Here is a 20,167-nt window from a genome sequence, read left to right as displayed (position 1 = left end):
CGTGGCGATCGATATATCGTGCGCCCACTCGTCAAGCGTCGTGTGATCGCGTAGCGCCGCTACAGATTTGACTAAGGAGGACGTGTTGGCGATCCGTTTATGGGCGGGTTGCGCGCTCCTGACTGCCGTATCGCTGGCCGGTTGCACGAAGCCGCCGATTGTTAGCTCGCGCATTGTCCTTTCACCCAATGCGCGGATTTCGCTCGAAATCGGATTGGCCCATGACGGCAGCCCATTGTTCCGCGTTCGCCGCGACGGCCGCGACGTAATCGCGCCCTCGACGCTCGCGCTCGACATGACCGAGCGTGGCACCGCCGTGCGCTTCGACCACCTAGTGATCACTGCGGTCGATCATGGAAAGCGTGACGAGCGCTATGCGATGCCCGGTCGGGCTACGCCCGTGGTCTCGCATTTCATGACGATGACGATGCACGTGCAAAGCCGCCAAGCGCCGGTGCGGCGCTTCAACCTCGAAGCGCGGGTGAGCGACCAGGGCGCTGCAGTGCGGATCGTCGTCCCGCGGCAGGCCGGCATCGACCAGATCGCGGTCGCAGCCGATCGCACGCAGTTCGTGTTTCCGCAGGACCGGGCTTGTCTCGCCGTGCGGCATTACGAGATGAAGAACAGCCATGAAGGCGGCTATACGCCGATCAAGGCGAGCGCGCTGGCCCACAGTGGCCTTTATGACCTGCCTTTGGTATGCCGCACCGGCCGCGGCGGCGAAACGCTGGCGCTGACCGAAAGCGGGCTCGAGAATTTCGCAGCCGCCTATTTCGCGGGAAACGGAGACAAAAACGGCGTACGACTGCGGCTGACGCCAAACCCGGCCAAGCCGAAAGCGCCGCCGGTGACAATAGCCCACGTCGCGGTCGTGACTCCGTGGCGCGTAGTGATGCTGGCAGACGGGCCCGAAGATCTGATCGCCTCGACGCTGGTCGATGATCTTGCCAGCCCCTCGCGCGTCGCCGACGCTGACTGGGTCAGGCCAGGCAAGGCGGCGTGGGACTGGTGGTCGGGATCGCTCGCTCCCAGCGTCCCGCATGCTGGGCATAACGACGCAACCTACAAGGTCTATATCGATTTCGCCGGCCGGTTTGGCCTGCCCTATATGATGATCGACAAGGGGTGGGCGTGGCGTCCGCCGGGCGAAAGCGTCGATCTGCCCAATGCCAATATCACACGCAACGCAGTCGGTGTGCATATTCCCGAACTGGTGCGCTATGCGCGCGCGCGGCACGTGAAGGTGTGGCTGTGGGTCAATTGGCTGACGCTCGACAAGCAAATGGCGCAGGCGCTGCCGCTCTACGAACGGCTCGGAATCGCCGGGATCAAGGTCGATTTCATTTATCGCCAGGATCAGGAAATCGTTGCTTTCTACCATCGCTTGCTCAGCGAAGCGGCCAAGCATCATCTAATGGTCGATCTGCACGCCGCGATGGTTCCGCGCGGGCTGGCGCGCACCTATCCCAATTTCCTGACCCAAGAAGGGGTGATGGGGCTCGAATACAATCGCTGGTCGACCAAGGTGACGTCCGGCTACAATGTTCGCACCGCCTACACCCGCGCGATCGTCGGCCCGATGGACTATACGCCGGGCGGCTTCCGCAACGTTCCGCCGGCACAGTTCCAGGAACGCTCGATCGGACCGATGGTGATGACGACGCGGGCGCAGCAGCTCGCGCTGTTCGTGGTCTATCCCAGTCCGTTCATGATGCTGGCCGATGCGCCCTCGGCCTATGAGGATGCCGCACACCGCCCGGTCCCCGGCGCGGATTTCCTTAAGCTTGTGCCCGCCGCGTGGGACGAGACGCGCGCTTTGGGAGGCACCTTCGGCAACTCTATCATCGTTGCGCGGCGCAAGGGGAGCGACTGGTTCGTTGGCGTGCTGACCGACGAGCATCCGCGGCATCTGGCGATCCCGCTCTCCTTCCTCGGCAAGGGGCGTTGGCACGTCGATAGCTGGACCGACGGCACGGTCTACACCTCCATCGACCGACGCGAAGGGGCGGTGCGCTCGCGGTCGGGCAGTTTGATTCTCGATGCCCATGCCAATGGCGGTGCGGCGCTGCGGTTTCGACCGGTACGATGACGCGGGTAAGCGGGGCGACCCTCGCCTGAGCGTTGCACCGCTCCGCCGGCTTGGATACCGCATTGGCATGAACAACGCTGCAACCAATACGCTCTCGCAATCGGATTAGAGATCGTTTGCAGCCTTCCGCTACGAGCTTCGAGGGCGCGTTCTGCGATAGGTCATTACAGGACCAACGAACGACCGGGCGATCGCTCTGTAAGACACGCGGCCAGCTCCACGGGATCGGAGGGCGCATCGGCGATGTTATCGGAGCGGCCAGACAAAATCGATGAGGGGCGCCCCGGCCACGATTATCAGCAATGAAAGAGGCAGTCCCTGCCGCCAATAGTCCCCGAATTTATACCCGCCCGGGCACATCACCAAGGTGTTGTACCGGTGGCCGATTGGGGTGAGGAAATGGCAACCCGCACCCGTCGCCACCGCCATCAGGAACGGATCGGGGTTGAGGTGCAGCCCGCGCGCTACGCCGACCGCGATCGGGCCTAGTACCAGCACCGTCGGCCCATTGTGCAAGAATGGCGCGCACGCCATTGCCGCGATCATGATAACACCGAGCGCAAGCAAGGCCGGTACGCCGAGCAGCAGCCCGACGAGCGCATGCGCGAACAGCTCGGTGGCACCATTTTAATGAACCGCCTTGTGAAGCTGAGATACTGCAGTACATGCACGCTGCCGTCACAAGGATCGTCACGCAAAGCGCCGCGACCATGCTGACCGCTACGTCACGTTGTTAGCGCTCCAAATTGATAGATTGGGGCCATCGGCCCTCTCTATCACGAGACAGAACTCATCCCAGCATATGAATGAACGTTCGCTTTCGGCGAGCCGATTGAATGCCGGACTGACGGCTATGGGTCTTGTAGCTACCTTCGCCGTGCCGGATGTCTGCCTAATACGAGTTTCCACCACCTTACGGCTTTCAGCTCCGCTTCAGCCGCGCTCGCGACAGTCGCCGGTCCTCGAGGGAATAATATAGCCATACCTCGCCGTCGCGACTGGTGACCGAGGCGGAAAATGCTATGTCGCTCGCTGTCCGATCTCTTGCGGGCGGCGGTGTGATCAGCGGCTCGATGCATCGGTCCACCACGCGGGTCAGTTCGCGGTCGAACGCGACCCAGCCGATCCGCCAACGCGCGTCGTGCGTTGCGCCGTTGTAAAACATCACCGGCATTTCAGGGTCGTCGAGCAACATCGGGCCTGTCGAGAGGTGCCAATTGTCCCATCCGTCCTCGCGCGGCATGAACGGCGTTGGTTGCTCGTCCCACGGTCCGTCCACCTTGGGGCCGATCGCCAGGCCCACGCGACTGGCCTCGTCGGCGGCATATTCGTAGAACAGACTCCATCGCCCATCCTTTTCGCGGTCAACCGTCGCTTCCTTCGTGTTGCCAAGCGACTTTGTGGAGGCCAGCGCAACGCCGGTCTTCACCAGGGCGTCGATGGTCGGCCCAGCGGCATAGAACATTTCGCCATGCGCCATGTCGGCCTCGACGCCGGTGTAATAGACGACGTAGTTGCCGTCCTCCATCTTCACCACGGTGGGATCTTCCACCCCGCCCGCATCCTTTTCGCCGGGGCCGCCGGGCACGATCGCGGGCTGGTCGAGCATCGCGAAGTGGACGCCGTCATCGCTCCAGCCGGCCCAGATGATGCCGGTGTCAGTCATCGGCTCGCCGGGCTGCGTCACCGCGCGCACCATGATGCCGAACCGGCCGTCCGGCTCCAGCCAGACATACGGGCTCATCAGATCGCGCGCCATCAGTGGCGCCGGACCCATCAGGTGGATCTCCTGTAACTCTTGCACATTGAAATCGACGACATTCGACGAGGGGTAGACCAGCACCTTCCGATCCCCGGTCACGCTGTCGGCAGGCAGGCGTGACCGCACGATCGGCACGCCGGGCGCGATCTCCGACTGGTTCGTGGCGCCGGCGGTCGAAGCGGGCATTGCGGGTTTGCTCCCGATCATGCGCCGAGTGCCTGCATCAGCGACAGGCCACCGTCGATCACGATACGCGCGCCGGTAATGTACGACGCCTTGTCCGAGGCGAGGAACACGGCAAGATCGCCGACCTCCTCGGGTTGTCCCGCCCGATCCATCGGGATGTTCTGTTCAAGCGTCTTGCGATAGACCGGATCGGTGCTGGCGCGCTCGTTCATCGGTGTCAGGATCATGCCTGGCTCGATCGCGTTCACACGGATGCCGTTGGGCGCTTCTTCGATCGCGAGCGTCTCGATTAAGTTGGTCAGGCCGCCCTTGGCCGCACAGTAATCCGCGCCGCCGGCCCGCACCGCATAGGCGTGGATCGATGATATGTGAATGATCGTGCCGGGGCTGTTCGCAGGCCGGTCTCGTACGAACCGACGCGAGGTAAGGAACGCGCCGGTCAGGTCGGTATCAAGCATGCGCTGCCATTGCGGCATCGTCATTTGTCGCACTGGCACGCCCGCCATGTTTATTCCGGCGGAATTGACCAGCACAGTGACGAGCCCGAACGCCTTCTCGGCAGCCGCGAACGCCGCATCCACCGATACCTCGTCCCCGACATTGCACTGGACCGCGATCGCCTCGCCGCCAGCCGCCCTCACCTTGGCGACGGTCTCGCTTCCATCGTTATGGGCATCGTGGAACAGCACCACCACTCTGTCACCGATCGCTCCGAACGAGATAGCGCACGCAGCTCCGATTCCGCTTTCCGCGCCGCTCACCAATACACACCTACCGTTCGCCATCCCGTCGCCCCTTTGATTTATTTCCGGTGGTATCGGCGCCAACTTCTCTGCCGGCAATTCTCATCTTTGTCATGTGTCAGAGCTTCTTCCCGCCAACCCTAAAACAGCGGCAGCCGCGATTGCCACAATGCCAAGACGTGCGCGACCACGTCGGCGCAGAAGCGAGAAGCCGACTCCGCCTAGAACCGGCCCAACGAGGCCGGCTCCGCCGCCTCCGGCGATCTTTCCCAGCTTGGAACCGACGTACAAGCTGATTAGTCGCGCCGGCAGAGAAGGTTCTTGCCGGATATTGACGTCTGACAGAACGGCAGTGCGAGAGGCGTCGCTGGGTCCGTCGTCGATGTCTGATCCTGCAATCGCAGGAGCGTCCTTCTGGTCATCCGGTTGCTGACCTGCGACATGATCCGCCACCCACGCGCCGCGTTCGCCTAACGGCGCCGCTGCTCCGTGCGTTGTGTCCTGCGCACTCTGATGCTCGAGTTCAGCGTTGAGCTCCGCGCCGAACAGCAGGAGATAGCTCGACAGATAGAGCCAAGTCAGCATGACCACGACCGCGCCGAGCGACCCGTAGGTCGCGTTGTAATTCCCGAAGTTGGCGACATAGATACCGAAGCCGAACGTTAGCGCGAGCCCAAGCAGCGCAGCGAGCAGTGATCCCGGGGTCAGCCAGACCCAGCGCGGTCGCTCGCGAGAAGGCCCGTAGCGGTATAGTGTGGCGGCCCCAGCGGCGCCCGCCAACACGAGCGCCAAATAGGAGGCGATCTTGCCGGCGACCACAACTGGTTCAGGCATTGTCGGCAGCATGTCCTCCAGGTGGCCGAGCGCCGCAATCGCGATCACCGCCAGCACCATCACCAGCACGCCTGCGCCGGTGATACCGAGCGCCAGCAGGTTCACCATGATAAAGCTTCGGCGCTCCTTCTCTTCATAGGCTATGTTGAGCGCACTCACGATCGCGCCGGCGGCGCTCCGGGCGCCGAAAACGGCGAGCGCAAGCGCAAGCAGCAAGCCAAAGCCTTTTTTCTCACCCGACGTCGCGACGACGTTGAGGAGTTGTTCGCCGATCAGCTTGGCGGCATCGGCCGGCATGACGGACATCAGCCCCCGCACATTCCCGATCACGGTGGCCGGGTCAGCAACAAGTCCATAGCTGAGCACGACCGCGCCGAGCAGCGGGACTAGCGCAAGGAACCCGTAGAATGCCACGCCGGCGGCGACGAGACCGACATTGTCGTCGCCCGCCTCGTTCCAGGTGCGCAGCAGTACAGCTCTCCATGCTTGCCATGGCATCGCCCAAGGATTGATCGCATCGCGGCCGTTCGGAGCTGCTGGTTGGATTGTCATGAAATTCCCTTGCCGCCGATGCCACGCTCACGGGCCCAAATGATTGCCGCGCCGCGTTTGTTGACGCCGATCTTGCCGTAGATCCGCGACACGTGATTGCGCACAGTCGTGCGCGTAAGACCTAGGGCGTCGGCTATCCCTTCGTCGTCCTGACCCTGGCCTAGATGTCCCAGCACCTCCCGCTCGCGCCGGGTGAGCTGCGCGGTTTCCTTGAGTGGCTTACCCGCCCGGTCGGCGCGGAGGTTTGCTAGCTTTTCGACCACGTTGCGGCTAAACCAGCTGGCGTCGCTCATCACCGCCTCGATCGCCGCGACCAGATCAAGTTCCGACTGACGCCGCTCGGTGATGTCCTGGATTACCCACAGCACGCAGCGATCGCCGGCGCGGTCGATCGTCGCCGCCGAAACCAGGCAGTCGAGGAACTGACCGGTGCTGGTGCGCACCTTCGCATCCTCGTTGCGCAGCTTGCCGGTCGCCTCGACCTGCTCTTCCATTCGCCGCCGCGTCACCGCGGTGTCCCACAGCGTCAGTTCGCCGGGGCTGCGCCCCACCAGCGTCGTCTCGGAGTGACCGGTCATCGTGCGGAACGCCTGGTTCACTTCGAGCAAGGCATGGTTCTTTAGCGAGGCGACGACCATCGCAACGGGGGCCAGGTCGAACGCCTGCTGGAACCGCTCCTCGCTATGACGCAGCGCCGTCTCCGCCTTCCGCCGCGGTTCAAGGTCGGCGAAGGTGAACAGCATGCAATCCTCGTCCTCCAACCCGATTGGCTGGCCGGCGACGATCACGAGCTTGGTTTCGCCTTCGGGCAAGTCGATCTCGGTCTCCATCTGCGGGACAGGGTTGCCTGCCGCGAGCCGCTCGTGGGCCAGATCGCGGCGCTCGGCGCGGGTGAACAGATCGAGCTCGTACACGGTGCGCCCGACAATACGGTCCGCGGCATAGCCGGTCATGTCGAGGAAGCCCTGGTTGGCGCGGACGACCTTTAGATCGGTCAGCCGCGCGATCAGCGCTGGTGCGGGGTTGGCGTTGAACGCCTGTCGGAAGCGATGCTCGGCTTCGGCGCGCTCGGTGATGTCGGTGACTATGAGGACGAGGCCCTCGATCGCGCCGCGCTGGTCAGCGAGGATCAGGCTGCGCATCTGGTGCACCCACCGCATCCCGTCGGCCTTGGCTGCGGTCACTTCGACGACGATATCTACGACCGTTTCACCCGCCACGGCGCGTTCGATGGGATAATCTTCGGCCCGTAAAACATGGCCGTTGCGATAGCGGAGCGCGAACCGAGAGCGATAACCGGCGGCGTCTTGGCCGAGCGTGTCGACGGTCGTCACTCCGTGCATCGCCAACGCAGCGTCGTTCGCCCACAAGATCGTGCCGGTGGGATCGAGCAGGATCACGCCTTCGCGCAAGCCCGAGACGATCAGACGAAGGTTGTCGAGATCGGCAGTTTCGCGCACTCCGATCAGGCTGTGCCCGTCTGGTCGTTTGGCCATGATCGCGTCCTTGTGATTGGGGGCATTCCTAGCGCGCCAATAATTTCACGTCTTGGGGCATTTGCGTCTGATCGCTTGATGCAATCACATCTTTGTGGCGCGTTCCAGACAGCTTAACTCATGTTGCATGAAGCGGTGTGCTCCACCTAGGGCGAAGGTTATCGTGCAAGATCCAAGGAATCCGTTGCGGCGCCGCGCGCTGATCCACCACATCAACAGGGAAATATCACCATGAAGAAGATCGTCATCCTCGGGCTGGTTGCCTCCGCGCTGACGCTCGGCGCCTGCGGCAAGAGCCCATCCGACAAGCTCGCCGGACGTGTCGAGAACGCCGCAGACAATCGCGCGGACACGATGGAGCAGAATGCTGACCAGCTCCGCAATCAAGCCGCGATGCTCGACAATCGCGCCGGTGCTGCGCGCGATCGCGGAGAATCCCGCGCTGATGCGATCAAGGCAGCCGACATGAACGTCAGCGCCATGAGCCAGGAGCAGCGCGATGCGATCGTCGCCAACAAGGCGCCCGCGGTCAGATAGCACAGTACGAGAACGACTGAACCGTATCAACCAAGGAGAATGACGATGGGTGAGTTCACCGACAAGATGAAGGCCGCGGGCAACAAGGTTGCCGGCAAGGTCAAGGAAGAGATCGGCGACATGACCGACAACCAGAAACTGGAGGCCGAGGGCAAGGCCCAGCAGCTCAAGGGCTCGGCGCAGGACGTAAAGGGCAGCGTCAAGGGAGCGCTTGGCGACGATCTCTGAACGGTTGCGTATGATCCGTTAAGGATCATTATGGAGGCCGGGCGGCGGTACGCCACCCGGCCTCTCCTTGCATTTTCAGGCGCGCGTCAGCGACGCGGCAATGCCAACGGGGCGGTACAATGCGATTTCTCGGGATTGACTGGGTCGGTGTAAATCCGGAGAACGGACAAAAGCTGCTGCTCTCGCTCGCTTTCGTCATGATCGTCGTCGTCGTCAGCCGAGTCCTCCGGTGGCTTGTGGGCGTTATCCTGCGCAATACCGATACTGCCGGATTGCAGACTAAATTCTGGACGCGGCAAGGCATTAGCCTGCTCAGCGCGGTTATTCTGATTCTGGGCCTCCTGTCGATATGGTTCAGCGATCCAACCCGGTTGGCCACTGCACTCGGGCTGGTGACCGCGGGGCTTGCTTTCGCGTTGCAGCAGCCGGTGACCGCGATCGCCGGCTATTTCGTGGTCCTGCGTGGCAGTACCTTCAACGTCGGCGATCGCATCTCGATGGGCGGCGTGCGCGGCGATGTCCTGCGGCTAGGCTTCATCCAGACCACGATCATGGAGATGGGCCAGCCGCCCAGCGTTCAAGGCGCCGACCCGGCCATGTGGGTGAAAAGTCGGCAGTTCACCGGGCGGATCGTCACGGTCAGCAATTCCAAAATCTTTTCCGAACCGGTCTTCAACTACACGCGCGACTTCCCGTTCATGTGGGAAGAGATGGCGATCCCGATTACGTACGACGCGGATCGCGCCAAAGTTGAGGCGATCCTGCTCGACGCCGCGCGCGCGTTCGCCGGCAGCGAACGCGACATCGCTGCCGACGCGAAAGCGGACATGGAAACCCGGTTCGGGGTCGATCCAATCGATCTCGATCCTAAGGTGTTTTTCCGCATCACCGACAACTGGCTCGAACTCACTGTCCGCTTCATCGTCACCACCCACCGGATCCGTGCCATCAAGGACGCGATGAGCCGGCAGATCATTGCCGCACTCGACGAGGCCAACATCGGTATCGCCTCGGCGACTTACGATATCGTCGGCTTGCCGCCGGTCGAACTGCGACGCGGGACAAATCCAGGGTAAATCCGTAGCGTGGCGATCACGTCGTGGGGGAAAGATGCAAGACGCAGCTATCAATCGCTGGATCATCGACAGCGCGACCGATTTCTCGATCGTCGCGACGGACACCGAAGGCCGCGTGACGACCTGGAACGAGGGGGCACGCCGAATCTTCGGCTGGCTTGAGTCGGACATGATCGGCCAGCGAATCGATCGCATCTTCACCCCGGAAGATATCGCCGCCGACCGGCCCGAGATTGAAATGCAATGCGCTCTCGAACGGGGAGCAGGTAACGATGAACGCTGGCACATCCGCAAGGATGGGGAACGGTTCTGGGCAAATGGCGAAATGACGCCTTTGCGCGATGACGCCGGCACCGTCATTGGCTTCGTTAAGGTACTTCGCGACCGCACTGAACAGCGCTTGGCGGCGGAAGCATTGCGCGAGGCCGAGGCTAGCACGCGACTCCTGTTCGATTCGATGGCGGAGGGTTTCTATGCCGTCGACCGCAATGGCGTGACCACCGATTGCAACGCCGCCTTCCTGCGCATGATGGGGTTCGCGCGCAAGGAGGATGCGGTCGGCCGCAAGCTGCACGACGTTATCCACCACAGCCACCGCGACGGACGCGACTACGAAAAAACCGAGTGTCCGATTTACATCTGCGCGCGGGTTGGCACCCGCGCGCATGTCAGCGACGAACTGTTTTTCCCGATCGATGGCGAGCCGTTGCCGGTGGAATATTGGGCGATCCCGATCATTCGGCAGGGCAGGATCGACGGTGCTATCTGTACCTTCCTCGACATTAGCGAGCGCATCGCCGCCGATGATGGACGCCGTGCGAGCGAGGCACGGCTCCGCGAGTTAAATGCCGATTTAGAACGTCAGGTGGTCGAGCGCGTCGGCGAACGGGCGCTGACATGGTCTGTCAGTTCCGAACTGCTGTCGGTCATCCATTTGAAGACGGGTCTTTTCGAGCGCGTTAATCCTGCGTGGGAACAAATGCTCGGCTGGACCGCGGAGGAAATGGAAGGCGTCCATTACAGCGTCTTTGTCAACCCAGAGGATATGGGCAGCAGCGACCAGGAATTTGCGAGGTTCGCCGATGGCAATCCCCTGCTCAAGTTCGAGAACCGCTATCGCACGACATCGGGCAATTGGCGGTGGCTGTCCTGGGTTGCCGTTCCGTACAATGGAAAGCTTTATTCGAGTGCGCGCGACGTGACAGCCGAACGGCAGCGTGGGGCCGATCTGGAATTGGCCGAGGATGCGCTGAGGCAGGCTCAGAAAATGGAGGCGGTCGGGCAGCTGACCGGCGGCGTCGCGCACGACTTCAACAATCTGCTGACCGTTATTCGAGGCTCGGTCGACTTGCTGCGCCGGCCCGACCTCCCCGCCGAACGACGTGAGCGATATATCGACGCGATCGGCGAAACTGCTGACCGCGCGGCGGCGCTGACCGGGCAGCTACTGGCCTTCGCCCGGCGCCAGGCACTCAAGCCGGAGGTGTTCGACGCTGGCGCCAGCATCCTTGACGTAGCGTCTATGGTGCGCACGCTGACCGGCTCGCGGATCGTCCTGGAAACGCTCGCTCCCCCGGAACCGTGCATGGTACTCGCCGATCGCAGCCAGTTCGACACAGCAATCGTCAACATGGCGATCAATGCACGTGATGCGATGGATGGCGAAGGCCGGTTGTCGATCGCGATCGGCCCCGTATCCGGCATCCCGGCGCTTCGAACGCATCCGCCGATCGCCGGCGATTTCGTGGCCGTGGCGATCACCGATACGGGCACTGGCATAGCCGACGACGAGATCGCGCGCATCTTTGAACCCTTCTTCACGACGAAGCAGCTTGGGCAGGGAACCGGCCTTGGCTTGAGCCAAGTGTTTGGTTTCGCAAAGCAGTCTGAAGGCGATATCCGTGTCGATAGCCAAATGGGGCATGGCACGACTTTCACGCTATACATGCCGCGTGTGCTTGATGCCGAGCCGCAACCGGATATCGTGCCGGACGTCCCCGCAACCGTCGACGGCAAAGGTGTTTGCGTCCTTGTCGTCGAAGACAACAAAGCGGTAGGCGAGTTCGCAACGCAGGCGCTGAGCGAGCTTGGCTACGAAAGCGTCTTCGCAAGCGACGCAACCCAAGCGCTGGTCGAACTGGAAAAGGATTGCACCCGGTTCCACATCGTCTTCTCAGACGTGGTCATGCCGGGAACCAGTGGGTTGGAGTTGGGCCAACAAATCCGCAGGCTCTACCCTACTATTCCCGTGATCCTTACCAGCGGCTACAGTCACGTGCTGGCCCAGAACGGCAATCACGGGTTCGAGCTGCTCCATAAGCCGTACTCGGTCGAGCAGCTGTCCCGCGTTCTGCGCAAGGCGATCGCGTGGCAGCAAAAGAAGCAATGAGAACGCGTGCGAGCATAAGGCTCCAAAGCCTCCTCTTCGCATGGCCGGCTTCGTCCGCTCGTGGCGAAAGCCGTCGTTCGAATGGGCAGATAGGTATGTCAGCAAAGTTGTCTAATTGATTCTCGCATTGTTCTTCCTTTTTCCCGTTCGCCAATGGTTGTCTTCGAGGTCATCGGACAGCTGTGGCAGCTTTTCGTCCGAGCCTTCATGATCGCGGCCGAGCGGAATAGGTGGACGTCTCTGAGTCCCAAACGAGGTTTGACCCTCTACAAAGCTGACGAGATCGTCCGGGGCATGGCTGATCGGGATGAGGATCGCTGGGTTTAGGCCCAGCGGAACTCCGTCTCGTTCAGCCAAAGCGAATGGAGTAATGCGGCGAGCTTCCGCGCGACGGCCGTTCTGGCACGCCTAGCGCCCTTTGCTTCGGCCATTTTCCTGCCCCACGTCTGAAGGGCGAATGGTCGCTTGACCTGGGTCAGCGCGACGTTGGCCGCTTCGTACAGCGCCTTGCGCAACATGTGATCTCCCGCCTTGGAGATATGTCCGCTGACATCGCGTTCTCCCGATTGACTGCGTCGGGGCACAAGCCCTGCATAGGCGCCGACATCGTCGCTTCGGGCAAAACGGTGCGGATCTTCGATGGTCGAGGTGTAGGTGAGCGCGGTGATCGGTCCAACCCCAGGAACGCTCATCAACCGGGCGCAGACCTGATCCGCTTTTGCCCGGTCGTTGAGCAGGCGATTGTATGCGCGCAGCTGCTCCTCAATGGCTTCCATGGATGCAATGAGCGGAGCAAACAGGGCTCTCAAATCCGGGCGCTGGGCATAGAAAGCAGCCAGGCGTTCGGCACGCCGGCCCGGTGTTCTGGCGGTGCCCATGCGCAGGCCGAACAGCTTCAGGAGCCCTCGCAGCTGGTTGGCCATGGATGTCCGCGCAGTGATGAGCTGGGCGCGGATACGCAAGGCTGCCCTGTCGATATGCGTGGCCGACGCTTTCATGTGAACGCGCTTGTACCAGCCAGTGCGGGCCAGCTGGGCAAGCCCCTCCGCGTCGTGGGCATCGCTCTTGTTCACGCGTGCAGAAAGGACGCCCTTCGCGTGCCGCGCGCAGATACATTCTATCGCGACACCACGCTCGACCAGCCCATGGTACAGGAACGTCGATAGCGTTCCGGTTTCCAGCACCACGCGCACCAGATCGGTGCAATGCTTGTTGAGCCATTTGGCCAGAACATCGGGATCGCTCGCGACAACATCGCGCCGCAATACCTTGCCGTCGACATCGACCACGCAGATATGCGTCGTCTTGTCACTCACATCCAATCCTGCATAAATCGACATCGGTCATCCCCCTGCATTGAAGCGCCAAGGCGACTTCGTACCATGCACGAGGGTGGCTAAATCAATTACGCGGTGTCCCAAATATCGTCATTTCAGCGCCCCTGCAGGGCGATCGCGAACCGATGAATGAGTGTCCGGAGTTGGGAAGCGCAAGAGGGGCGTTGAGCGTCCATGATTGGGTCCCCTAGCCACGACGATGGAGCCCGATGGTCTCGGTCAGACAGACGTGGCCGATGGGCAGTAGGCTGGAAGTTGCTAAGTATATTGCGCAAATTCCAATCGCTGCCGCTTAGGCTGCGGAATCGGAAACGCTTGTCCCATTTACAGGCTCGCGTAATGCTCAACGAATGAGCGAGCATCTCACCTTCGGATCCATTGCTACACTGGCGCTTACGTCATCACTGTTCAGCACGGCTCTGGGGCAAGGCGTCACTTGGTACCGCGAACGCCGGGTCACCATGCGGGAGACGAGCTACCTCGCCGTGCGCATCGCCACCGTTTTCGAGCGCTATGCTCGCGAGACCACCGATCGAGTGTCGGACAACGATGAGTGGATTGCCAGCGAACACGCGTCCGGAAACTGGAGCACTCAGGTTCCCACGTTGGGCCAACTCCCTGACGAGAAGGAGCGGTGGCGCGATCTTGATGTGAGGTTGACGACCCGAGTCCTCGACTTCACGCCACACAGAGATGTGGTCCAGCTCAAGATCGACGATGCTTATGACAAGCTCGATGGTGAGGACGCTACTGCCATCTTGCGAGCGGAAACCCTGCGACTAGGTGCGCGGGCGTTCAGCTTGGGTGAGGATCTGCGCAAGGGCTACTCGATCCCGCGGTTAGGTGATGCTTATTGGCAAACCTACCTTTCCGACGAGGTCAACGCGCTGGCGAACGATGACAACGGGTGAGTTTACTGACGACTGAGTGGGAGAGCTGAACGGGCGTCCGCTTGTGGGAAGAAGTCGAAGAACGGCGAACGACTGCTTCTGGGTCTCTTCGCCAACCTCGCCGTCGCCAGCAGGCGAGTTGCCGAGGCGTTCCGAGTACGTCGATCGAATTTACTTTATACCATCCTGGAAAGCAGGGGAACACCGCGCCTGAGCCAGTTGCGACACCATCGTGTGCCGGGTCCTCCCAAAAACGTGTTTGGACTCCCCTCAAAGGCATCCAAGCTGACGATACAGGCGCACCATGTCGTGACATCCGGCGCGTGCTTTGATGTCGGACCACGCCGACAACCAGTCTGCGTTGCCGCGCGCCCGCCTTTCGGCGTAGACCGTAACGCCGGGGGACAATATGAGAACAAAATGCGTGCTAACGGTCGCAGCAGCTTTGGTTGTATCCGGCTGCCATCAGCTCGAGGATCGCGCAACGAGCGCCTTCAGCAGCCGTCTCACCGATCCGCTCTCTCTGCAGCTCCGCAGCGTGCGTAAGAGCGAGACGAACGCGGGAGCAATATGCGGCGAATTTAACTCCAAAAACCGGATGGGCGGCTATGTCGGGTTCAAGCCGTTTGCGGTGGCTGGGGACGACAAACTGGTCATGCTCGACGGCGAGGCATCGGTGGACGACGTGGCCGCATTTACCGAACTTTGCGGCACGGCCGAGCAGCGGCAGGAGCTAGCGCTCAAGCGTGCCAATGGTGTCGAGCGGGTGCATCCGACTGACGCGCCGACACCGAGTGATGCCCCGCGCAGTACACCAATCAAATCGACGTTCGCGCTGAAAAGCGGAGCCGGCATGATAGAGTTGCTCGACTGCCACATGGATGAATGCTCGTGGTCGCAGCTGCAGACGGTAGAGCCAATCCGGCGCGGACTAGATGACGTGTTAGTCAAGGTTATAGCTCGGCGGGGATCATCGAGCCACGACCCGAACGCCGATCCGGAATACCCGACTGCCTACAATCCGTCCGTTAAGATCGAATGGGCGAAGAGGCCGGGTACCACATACATCCTGTGCTCTCGTTCCCGGCCGACGTCGATCTCGGACTATGAGAGCAAATGGTATTTGGACCGGTTGGGGGTAATATCGCCGATGGGTGCACAGCAAGCGGCCGTACAAGAATATGTACAGATCTGCCACAATCGGCGGCCCGGTACGTGGGACGACAACTTCCTCCGATCTCTAGGCTACGCCGAAAGGGGAGGCGACCAGTCGGAGGAGCCGTCGCTCCAAGCTGCACTCGCCGCCGCGCAATGACAGGACCGACTGGTCATTCCCAGAGGGAAAAGTCCGCCTCCAGACAGCCCGACACCCACATGAACGGATGACCACTTTCGGGAAGCGCTGAGCCGCTCTTGAATGTCGACAAATGGGTCTTGCTGCGGTGGATCTGTAGGCTTGCACTTCCTCGGCGCATGTTAACGCGGATCGCTTCCTGCATATGGGTTCTGGCCTGCGCCAGATCGGCAGCTGTCGACCAGAGACGGTCGTTCACCATAAACGCCGAGAATGTCCGGATCTGATAGAACCCGCCATTGGTTGGCAGAGCGTCCCGGATAGCGGCGACTAAAGACGGGAGGAATGGCCGTAATAGGGAAATTGCGCTCGTCCGGTCTGAGCGTCAGGGCAAGGAAAGCGGACGTTCCTACTGCGGCTTAACACCCGGTTTTAGGATGACGGCTGGAACTTGGTGATCGGTCCGATTTTGAATGTCTAGCGCGCGGAAGCAGACATCAAACAGCCAGCGTGCGGTCATCGTGGGAGGAGAAGCTTCCGATCGTGTATGTCGGATCGTCCAGCTCGTCAGCGATCATTGCGGTAGCGAATATGATCTGGTGATCGACCTTCGCCGCGCTGGATGCCGCCACGAGCAGGTTTTGAAAGTTGCGGCTTCGTTCTGGCTCCATCCCCTTGTCCTCGACCGTGTCTAGGATCGCGAGGCGTGGATGCCTGAACTCCCTGTCGTCAGTTGCTGCGAACAAAAAGCCGGCTAGGAAGCTATTCTTCAGGATCACGAGGGAGCTGGCGGAGAAATAGCTCTCGCCGTTCACCGATATCCTGTCTCCACCGAAGCTGAAGCTGATCTCCCTTGCATCTTGGAATGCCTCCTGGCGCGGAAGGTCGGCCCTAAGAAACTGGCGGGTCCGGTCCGCGATCTCGGTATAGGCCTTGCTGAGCCTGTCGCGCTCTGATGCGATCAGGGCTGCATTCCGATCGGTTAGGTCAGACAGCTCTGCCGCGATCTCCGCCTTGCGCGCGCTCAGCCTGCCCAACTGCTCGATGAGACCAGCCTTCTCCTGCACGTCCTCTATCTCGCGCTGCACATAGCCCGCACGCTGGTTGAGCGTCCGGAGGCGCGCACGCATATCCGAAGACGGGGTCCTTTGCAGCGCTGCCAGTCGCTCGGACGCGGAGTGCCACTCGTTCTCGACGGCCCTCTCCCTGTCACGGAGTTCCTGGATCAGCCGCTGCCGTTCTTTTTGGAGCATATTCGACTGGCGAAGCTGAATTCCCACATCGTTCGTGAGGTTAATGATCCGCATCTTCAGGCGTTCGTCGTCGAACGGCGACTTGCAGAGATGGCAGGCATGGTCGCCAGCATCCCTTTCCAGCGTGGCGTAGCAGCTGGGGCACCACAGGAAGTCGACAGTTCCGATCTCGTCGCTGACCAGACCAGCATCCTTGAGCGCCACCAGCTTCGTCTGAAGGGAGGCGATGAAGGCAGCGGAATCCGCAGCCTCAAGCTCAAGCTCCTCAATCTCCCGCCGCACGGCGGAGACGTTAGCCTGCAGCGTCTGAACATCCGTGAAGGCCACGCGCTGCTCCGTCAGCGAGAAGGTCTCGTTGGCGCCATCGACGAACAGCGTCTCCTCGGCAGCCTCGATCTCTCCCTCCAGTGACTTGAGGGTCTGCCATAGCTCACCCTCCCGGGCAGCTGCCCAGTCCTCGTTCAGGCTATGCTGCACGCCACCAAGCACGGAATAGATGCTGGTTAGGGTCGAGGATACCGCCGTTTGCTCCTTCTCCAGCACGCGGATGCGCACCTCGTTCTCATATATCTCCGAATGATAGGCGCCGCACAGGAGACGACCGATAGCCTCGCGCACGATGGGCGCGTCGAACCGCTCGAAGCGGAAGATATTCTCCACCGGGCTGAGCTGATCGGAATAGATTAGCCGGAGCAGCTGGTGCATCGTCAGCTTACCCGACGTCTCCGTCTGGACCTCCGGAAGGTCGAGCAGCGCGAATATCGCCTGTGAGAAGCTTTGTTTCCCCTCCGAACCGGCATACGGGTAGCGTCGCCATTCCGTGATGCCGGCAGACATTGCCGCATCGACATCGCCCCCGAAGATATCCATCGGACGCTTGGTCGCTCGCGCGATTTCCCGCGACAGCGTCGCGACCTTCCCGTTGAGTTCGACTTCGACGAGCACTCGGTTGCAGAGCAGCGCATGTTCGCTCCACTGGCTGACGTCGCCACCCAGGCCATGCACCAGGATGTTGAGGACGGTCGACTTCCCGGAGGAATTCTCGCCCCGGATGATGTTTACGCCCGCATGGAAGCGTTCGTCGTATACGGTCTTGGCGTCCTTCAGGATCACCAAGCGCCGGACGGCCAGAGTGGGACTATACAGCGTCATAGCGGTGTTCCCCCAGGCCCGTGCGGTGCTTCAGTCCGTCTACACCTTCTAGCGGAACGGCGGCGATGAGGTCGCGGATCAACTCGACAAGCGGCTTTTCCTCCGAATTGCGGGCTTGGGCTCGCGCCAGAAGCCGATCCGACACCGACCCCAGGTCGAGGGCAATGGTTCCCGCCTCGAAGGCATGGTGGTCGAGGGAACCGTTGCCGAGAAGGGTTTGCATGGCGGCGTCCTGTATCGGACGCATTTTGCGTAGGACAGTCTCATCCGCCGGCACGGCCCCATAGTGGGGCGACACGCCCGCCAGTGCGGCCCTGAGACGACCCCGCATGCCCCTCGGAAACTTCACGTCATCAAGGCGCCCTGGAAACGATAGATAGAAGTCCGCAATTCGGGCTTGGCCAACGCTCGGGGACGTAGCCATAAAATCCGCGATCCGGATCATCCGCATAACGGTGTGGAAGGGATCATAGGCGGGCTGGTAGGCGAGCTGGATCACGAGTGCCACCGCACGAAGCATTGCTCGCCCAGCCAGTAGATCATCCCCTGGACCAGCCCATGGTTGAGCTGGAAGACACCGGCGCCACAGTCGTTGATTACCGGATACACGACGCGCTCAGATATGATCGCGTCGATCTCTGCCTTGGTCAGTTCGCCGAGCTTAGGCGAGATGAAGGTATCGAATTCGTGTTGGATGCGATGGAGGCAGAAGGCGAGGATTTCCTGCGCGGAGCTGAACAGCTCGTAGCGACTCAGTAGCTTCACGAACATCTCCTTCTGGCGCATGGCCATCAGAGTGTCGGAGGCCCGACCCGCGTGCTTGAGCTTGTCCTCAAGGCCCACCACGCCATCGACCGCGACCTTCTCCCGGAAGAACTGGAGGTTGTCGACCCAGTCCCTGGTAACCGTGTCGGTGCGGATCTCTTCCTCGAGCCGGTCCCATAAGCGCTGAAGGGTCGAAGCCGCGCCATTGTAGACGTTCGTGACCGAAACCTTGTCACGAGCGACCACGTCGCCGTCGGCACTGGCACCCTTCTGGTTGACGCTAAGCGAAGTCACTGATTAGGGGCGCTTGGTCTCGCGAACGATCTTGTCCCGGCCGACCACATCGCCCTTCGCGCTCGCCCCTTTCTGATTCACTATGTTCGTATCCCGGCCCGAACGGGCCCACATCAACTTGATAACGAAACCACCTGCCAGCAACGCCCCGATCACGCCTGCGATCGCAGTCCAGTTCTGTCGAACGAATTCTAGCATAAGAAAATATTCCCCCGCTCGACGGCTTACACCGCCGCGTCGCATTTCGTCTAGTCGCTGACGAACGTTAGGCTAGATCAGACAATATGAACCGCTACGAGTTTGGATGAGGTTTATGATGCTGAGCAGGTTAGTAGGCTCGCCGTCCGGTTGGGGGAGCTCGGAATATGCGACATAGCATCCGCGATGGGTCGCTAACCGACCGGCAGGATACGCCGGAAGCCGTCATACAGTGGAGCCGCAAGGAACGGCTGTTTTGTCCCAACTCTGGCCGTTGAGCACGACCGATTGCACAAGCGAACAACTGCTGTGATGGCGAAGCAGCTTACGTCCGCTTCCAACGAGCCGTGCCTCAGAAGCCCTTGATGCCTGATCGGCATATCTTGAAACATTGGCTAAGATTAGATATGAGTTTGAGCCTAGACGTTGCAGGTGATCAACACTCGAACCATCGCTGCACGCGCGAGAGTGGGCCATAAATCGGGCCATTGAAAATGTTGGTCAAGATGTTGATTTTGATATCAAATTCTTAGCGTTAGAGTGTGAGTACTCTTCCGGGCACCAGTCTTTAGACTACTCCAGCTATTGAAGCGGTACTGTCGCCACGCGACAAGCTGCACGCGTAGCGTTGGCCTGACTCTTTGCAAATGTAACCCAGATGTTCTCGCCGTAGAGATGGCGGGGGCGGCATGATCCAGATATCTGATACCGAGCGACGACCGTTTTTTCGGCTTGATGACGGACTGGGGAATGGCCGACCGTCGCGCCTTCCGGCGACGTGGACGTCAAATCCAACCCTTGACAGGATGCGGTAGACGCACGCTTTGCGTTCGCGGGTTCGGGGCGCTGTTACTGGCGAAGCGGGGAATGGGGCTTCTGGTAGCGGAAGGGGCGGCAGCGGCGGCAGGCCCATGCCACGATGCATCGCGACGTTCGGAACGGTTACCAATATCAGATCGATGACCAGGGACGAACGCGCAACATTTCCGGTGCACCTCTAGAGCGAACACGAATGGATGTCCGAAGTCGGGAGCGCGAAAAGACGGCTAAAGGTGGGTTTTGGGGAGCCTTTAACACCGCGCATACAGCAGT

The 20,167-nt window shown here is 61.1% G+C and carries 16 protein-coding genes; 7 read left to right on the top strand and 9 right to left on the bottom strand.

Annotation, left to right across the window (positions count from 1 at the left end):
- Positions 1-85: 85 nt before the first annotated feature.
- Positions 86-2,089 carry a glycoside hydrolase family 97 protein gene (locus L8G49_RS12485; RefSeq protein ID WP_242186149.1) on the top strand — a complete coding sequence of 668 codons (2,004 nt, stop codon included), beginning with the start codon at positions 86-88 and terminating at the stop codon, positions 2,087-2,089.
- Between the two features lie 246 nt (positions 2,090-2,335).
- On the opposite strand, the gene L8G49_RS12480 is transcribed toward L8G49_RS12485, so the two are convergent.
- The 5 genes from L8G49_RS12480 to L8G49_RS12460 all read right to left on the bottom strand — a co-directional run bounded on the left by L8G49_RS12480 (position 2,336) and on the right by L8G49_RS12460 (position 7,662).
- Positions 2,336-2,701: an SLC13 family permease gene (locus L8G49_RS12480; RefSeq protein ID WP_277923270.1), complete on the bottom strand. Its 366-nt coding sequence runs from the start codon at positions 2,699-2,701 to the stop codon at positions 2,336-2,338.
- 310 nt (positions 2,702-3,011) lie between these two features.
- Positions 3,012-4,058 carry a glycosidase gene (locus L8G49_RS12475; protein ID WP_242186145.1) on the bottom strand — a complete coding sequence of 349 codons (1,047 nt, stop codon included), beginning with the start codon at positions 4,056-4,058 and terminating at the stop codon, positions 3,012-3,014.
- Positions 4,055-4,822 carry an SDR family oxidoreductase gene (locus tag L8G49_RS12470; protein ID WP_242137942.1) on the bottom strand — a complete coding sequence of 256 codons (768 nt, stop codon included), beginning with the start codon at positions 4,820-4,822 and terminating at the stop codon, positions 4,055-4,057. The genes L8G49_RS12475 and L8G49_RS12470 overlap by 4 nt, the downstream gene beginning before the upstream one ends.
- 69 nt (positions 4,823-4,891) lie before the next feature.
- On the bottom strand, positions 4,892-6,166 hold the full coding sequence (locus L8G49_RS12465) for a YihY/virulence factor BrkB family protein (protein ID WP_242186143.1): 1,275 nt from the start codon (positions 6,164-6,166) through the stop codon (positions 4,892-4,894).
- Positions 6,163-7,662: a PAS domain S-box protein gene (locus L8G49_RS12460; RefSeq protein WP_242186141.1), complete on the bottom strand. Its 1,500-nt coding sequence runs from the start codon at positions 7,660-7,662 to the stop codon at positions 6,163-6,165. Before L8G49_RS12460 ends, L8G49_RS12465 begins: the two co-directional genes overlap by 4 nt.
- A 231-nt stretch (positions 7,663-7,893) precedes the next feature.
- On the opposite strand from L8G49_RS12460, the gene L8G49_RS12455 reads away from it, so the two are divergent.
- The 4 genes from L8G49_RS12455 (at position 7,894) to L8G49_RS12440 (ending at position 11,892) form a co-directional block, all read left to right on the top strand.
- Positions 7,894-8,199: a hypothetical protein gene (locus L8G49_RS12455; protein WP_242137939.1), complete on the top strand. Its 306-nt coding sequence runs from the start codon at positions 7,894-7,896 to the stop codon at positions 8,197-8,199.
- Positions 8,200-8,244: 45 nt separating this feature from the next.
- A complete protein-coding gene (locus L8G49_RS12450) occupies positions 8,245-8,427 on the top strand; it encodes a CsbD family protein (protein WP_242137938.1) in 183 nt (60 codons plus the stop codon).
- A gap of 119 nt (positions 8,428-8,546) precedes the next feature.
- Entirely contained in the window at positions 8,547-9,503 is a 957-nt protein-coding gene (locus L8G49_RS12445; protein WP_242186139.1) for a mechanosensitive ion channel domain-containing protein, read from the top strand.
- Positions 9,504-9,537: 34 nt separating this feature from the next.
- Positions 9,538-11,892 (top strand): hybrid sensor histidine kinase/response regulator, encoded by a 2,355-nt coding sequence (locus tag L8G49_RS12440; RefSeq protein ID WP_242186137.1) that lies wholly within the window; start codon positions 9,538-9,540, stop codon positions 11,890-11,892.
- 323 nt (positions 11,893-12,215) lie between these two features.
- On the opposite strand, the gene L8G49_RS12435 is transcribed toward L8G49_RS12440, so the two are convergent.
- On the bottom strand, positions 12,216-13,232 hold the full coding sequence (locus L8G49_RS12435; protein WP_242186135.1) for an IS110 family transposase: 1,017 nt from the start codon (positions 13,230-13,232) through the stop codon (positions 12,216-12,218).
- A 347-nt stretch (positions 13,233-13,579) separates the two neighbouring features.
- Here L8G49_RS12435 and L8G49_RS12430 point away from each other — a divergent pair, with 347 nt between their 5' ends.
- Together L8G49_RS12430 and L8G49_RS12425 are read left to right on the top strand one after the other, a co-directional pair.
- The gene (locus L8G49_RS12430) at positions 13,580-14,140 is read left to right on the top strand and encodes a hypothetical protein (RefSeq protein ID WP_242186133.1); all 561 of its coding nucleotides are present in this window, start codon (positions 13,580-13,582) and stop codon (positions 14,138-14,140) included.
- A 424-nt stretch (positions 14,141-14,564) separates the two neighbouring features.
- Positions 14,565-15,434, top strand: coding sequence for a hypothetical protein (locus L8G49_RS12425; protein WP_242186131.1), 870 nt, complete (start codon positions 14,565-14,567; stop codon positions 15,432-15,434).
- A 476-nt stretch (positions 15,435-15,910) separates the two neighbouring features.
- Here L8G49_RS12425 and L8G49_RS12420 read toward each other — a convergent pair whose 3' ends face one another.
- From L8G49_RS12420 to L8G49_RS12410, 3 genes are read right to left on the bottom strand one after another with little or no spacing between them, the layout of a single operon-like run.
- A complete protein-coding gene (locus L8G49_RS12420; RefSeq protein ID WP_242186129.1) occupies positions 15,911-17,782 on the bottom strand; it encodes an ATP-binding protein in 1,872 nt (623 codons plus the stop codon).
- Between the two features lie 22 nt (positions 17,783-17,804).
- Positions 17,805-18,326, bottom strand: a complete 522-nt coding sequence (locus L8G49_RS12415; protein ID WP_242186127.1) for an ABC-three component system middle component 5 — start codon at positions 18,324-18,326, stop codon at positions 17,805-17,807.
- Complete coding sequence (locus L8G49_RS12410) at positions 18,314-18,877, bottom strand: ABC-three component system protein (RefSeq protein ID WP_242186125.1); 564 nt, start codon at positions 18,875-18,877, stop codon at positions 18,314-18,316. The genes L8G49_RS12415 and L8G49_RS12410 overlap by 13 nt, the downstream gene beginning before the upstream one ends.
- Between the last annotated feature and the right edge of the window lie 1,290 nt (positions 18,878-20,167).

This window comes from Sphingomonas sp. CARO-RG-8B-R24-01 (genome assembly GCF_022662295.1).
GTDB lineage: Bacteria > Pseudomonadota > Alphaproteobacteria > Sphingomonadales > Sphingomonadaceae > Sphingomonas.
This window is presented reverse-complemented; position numbering and strand designations above follow the sequence as displayed.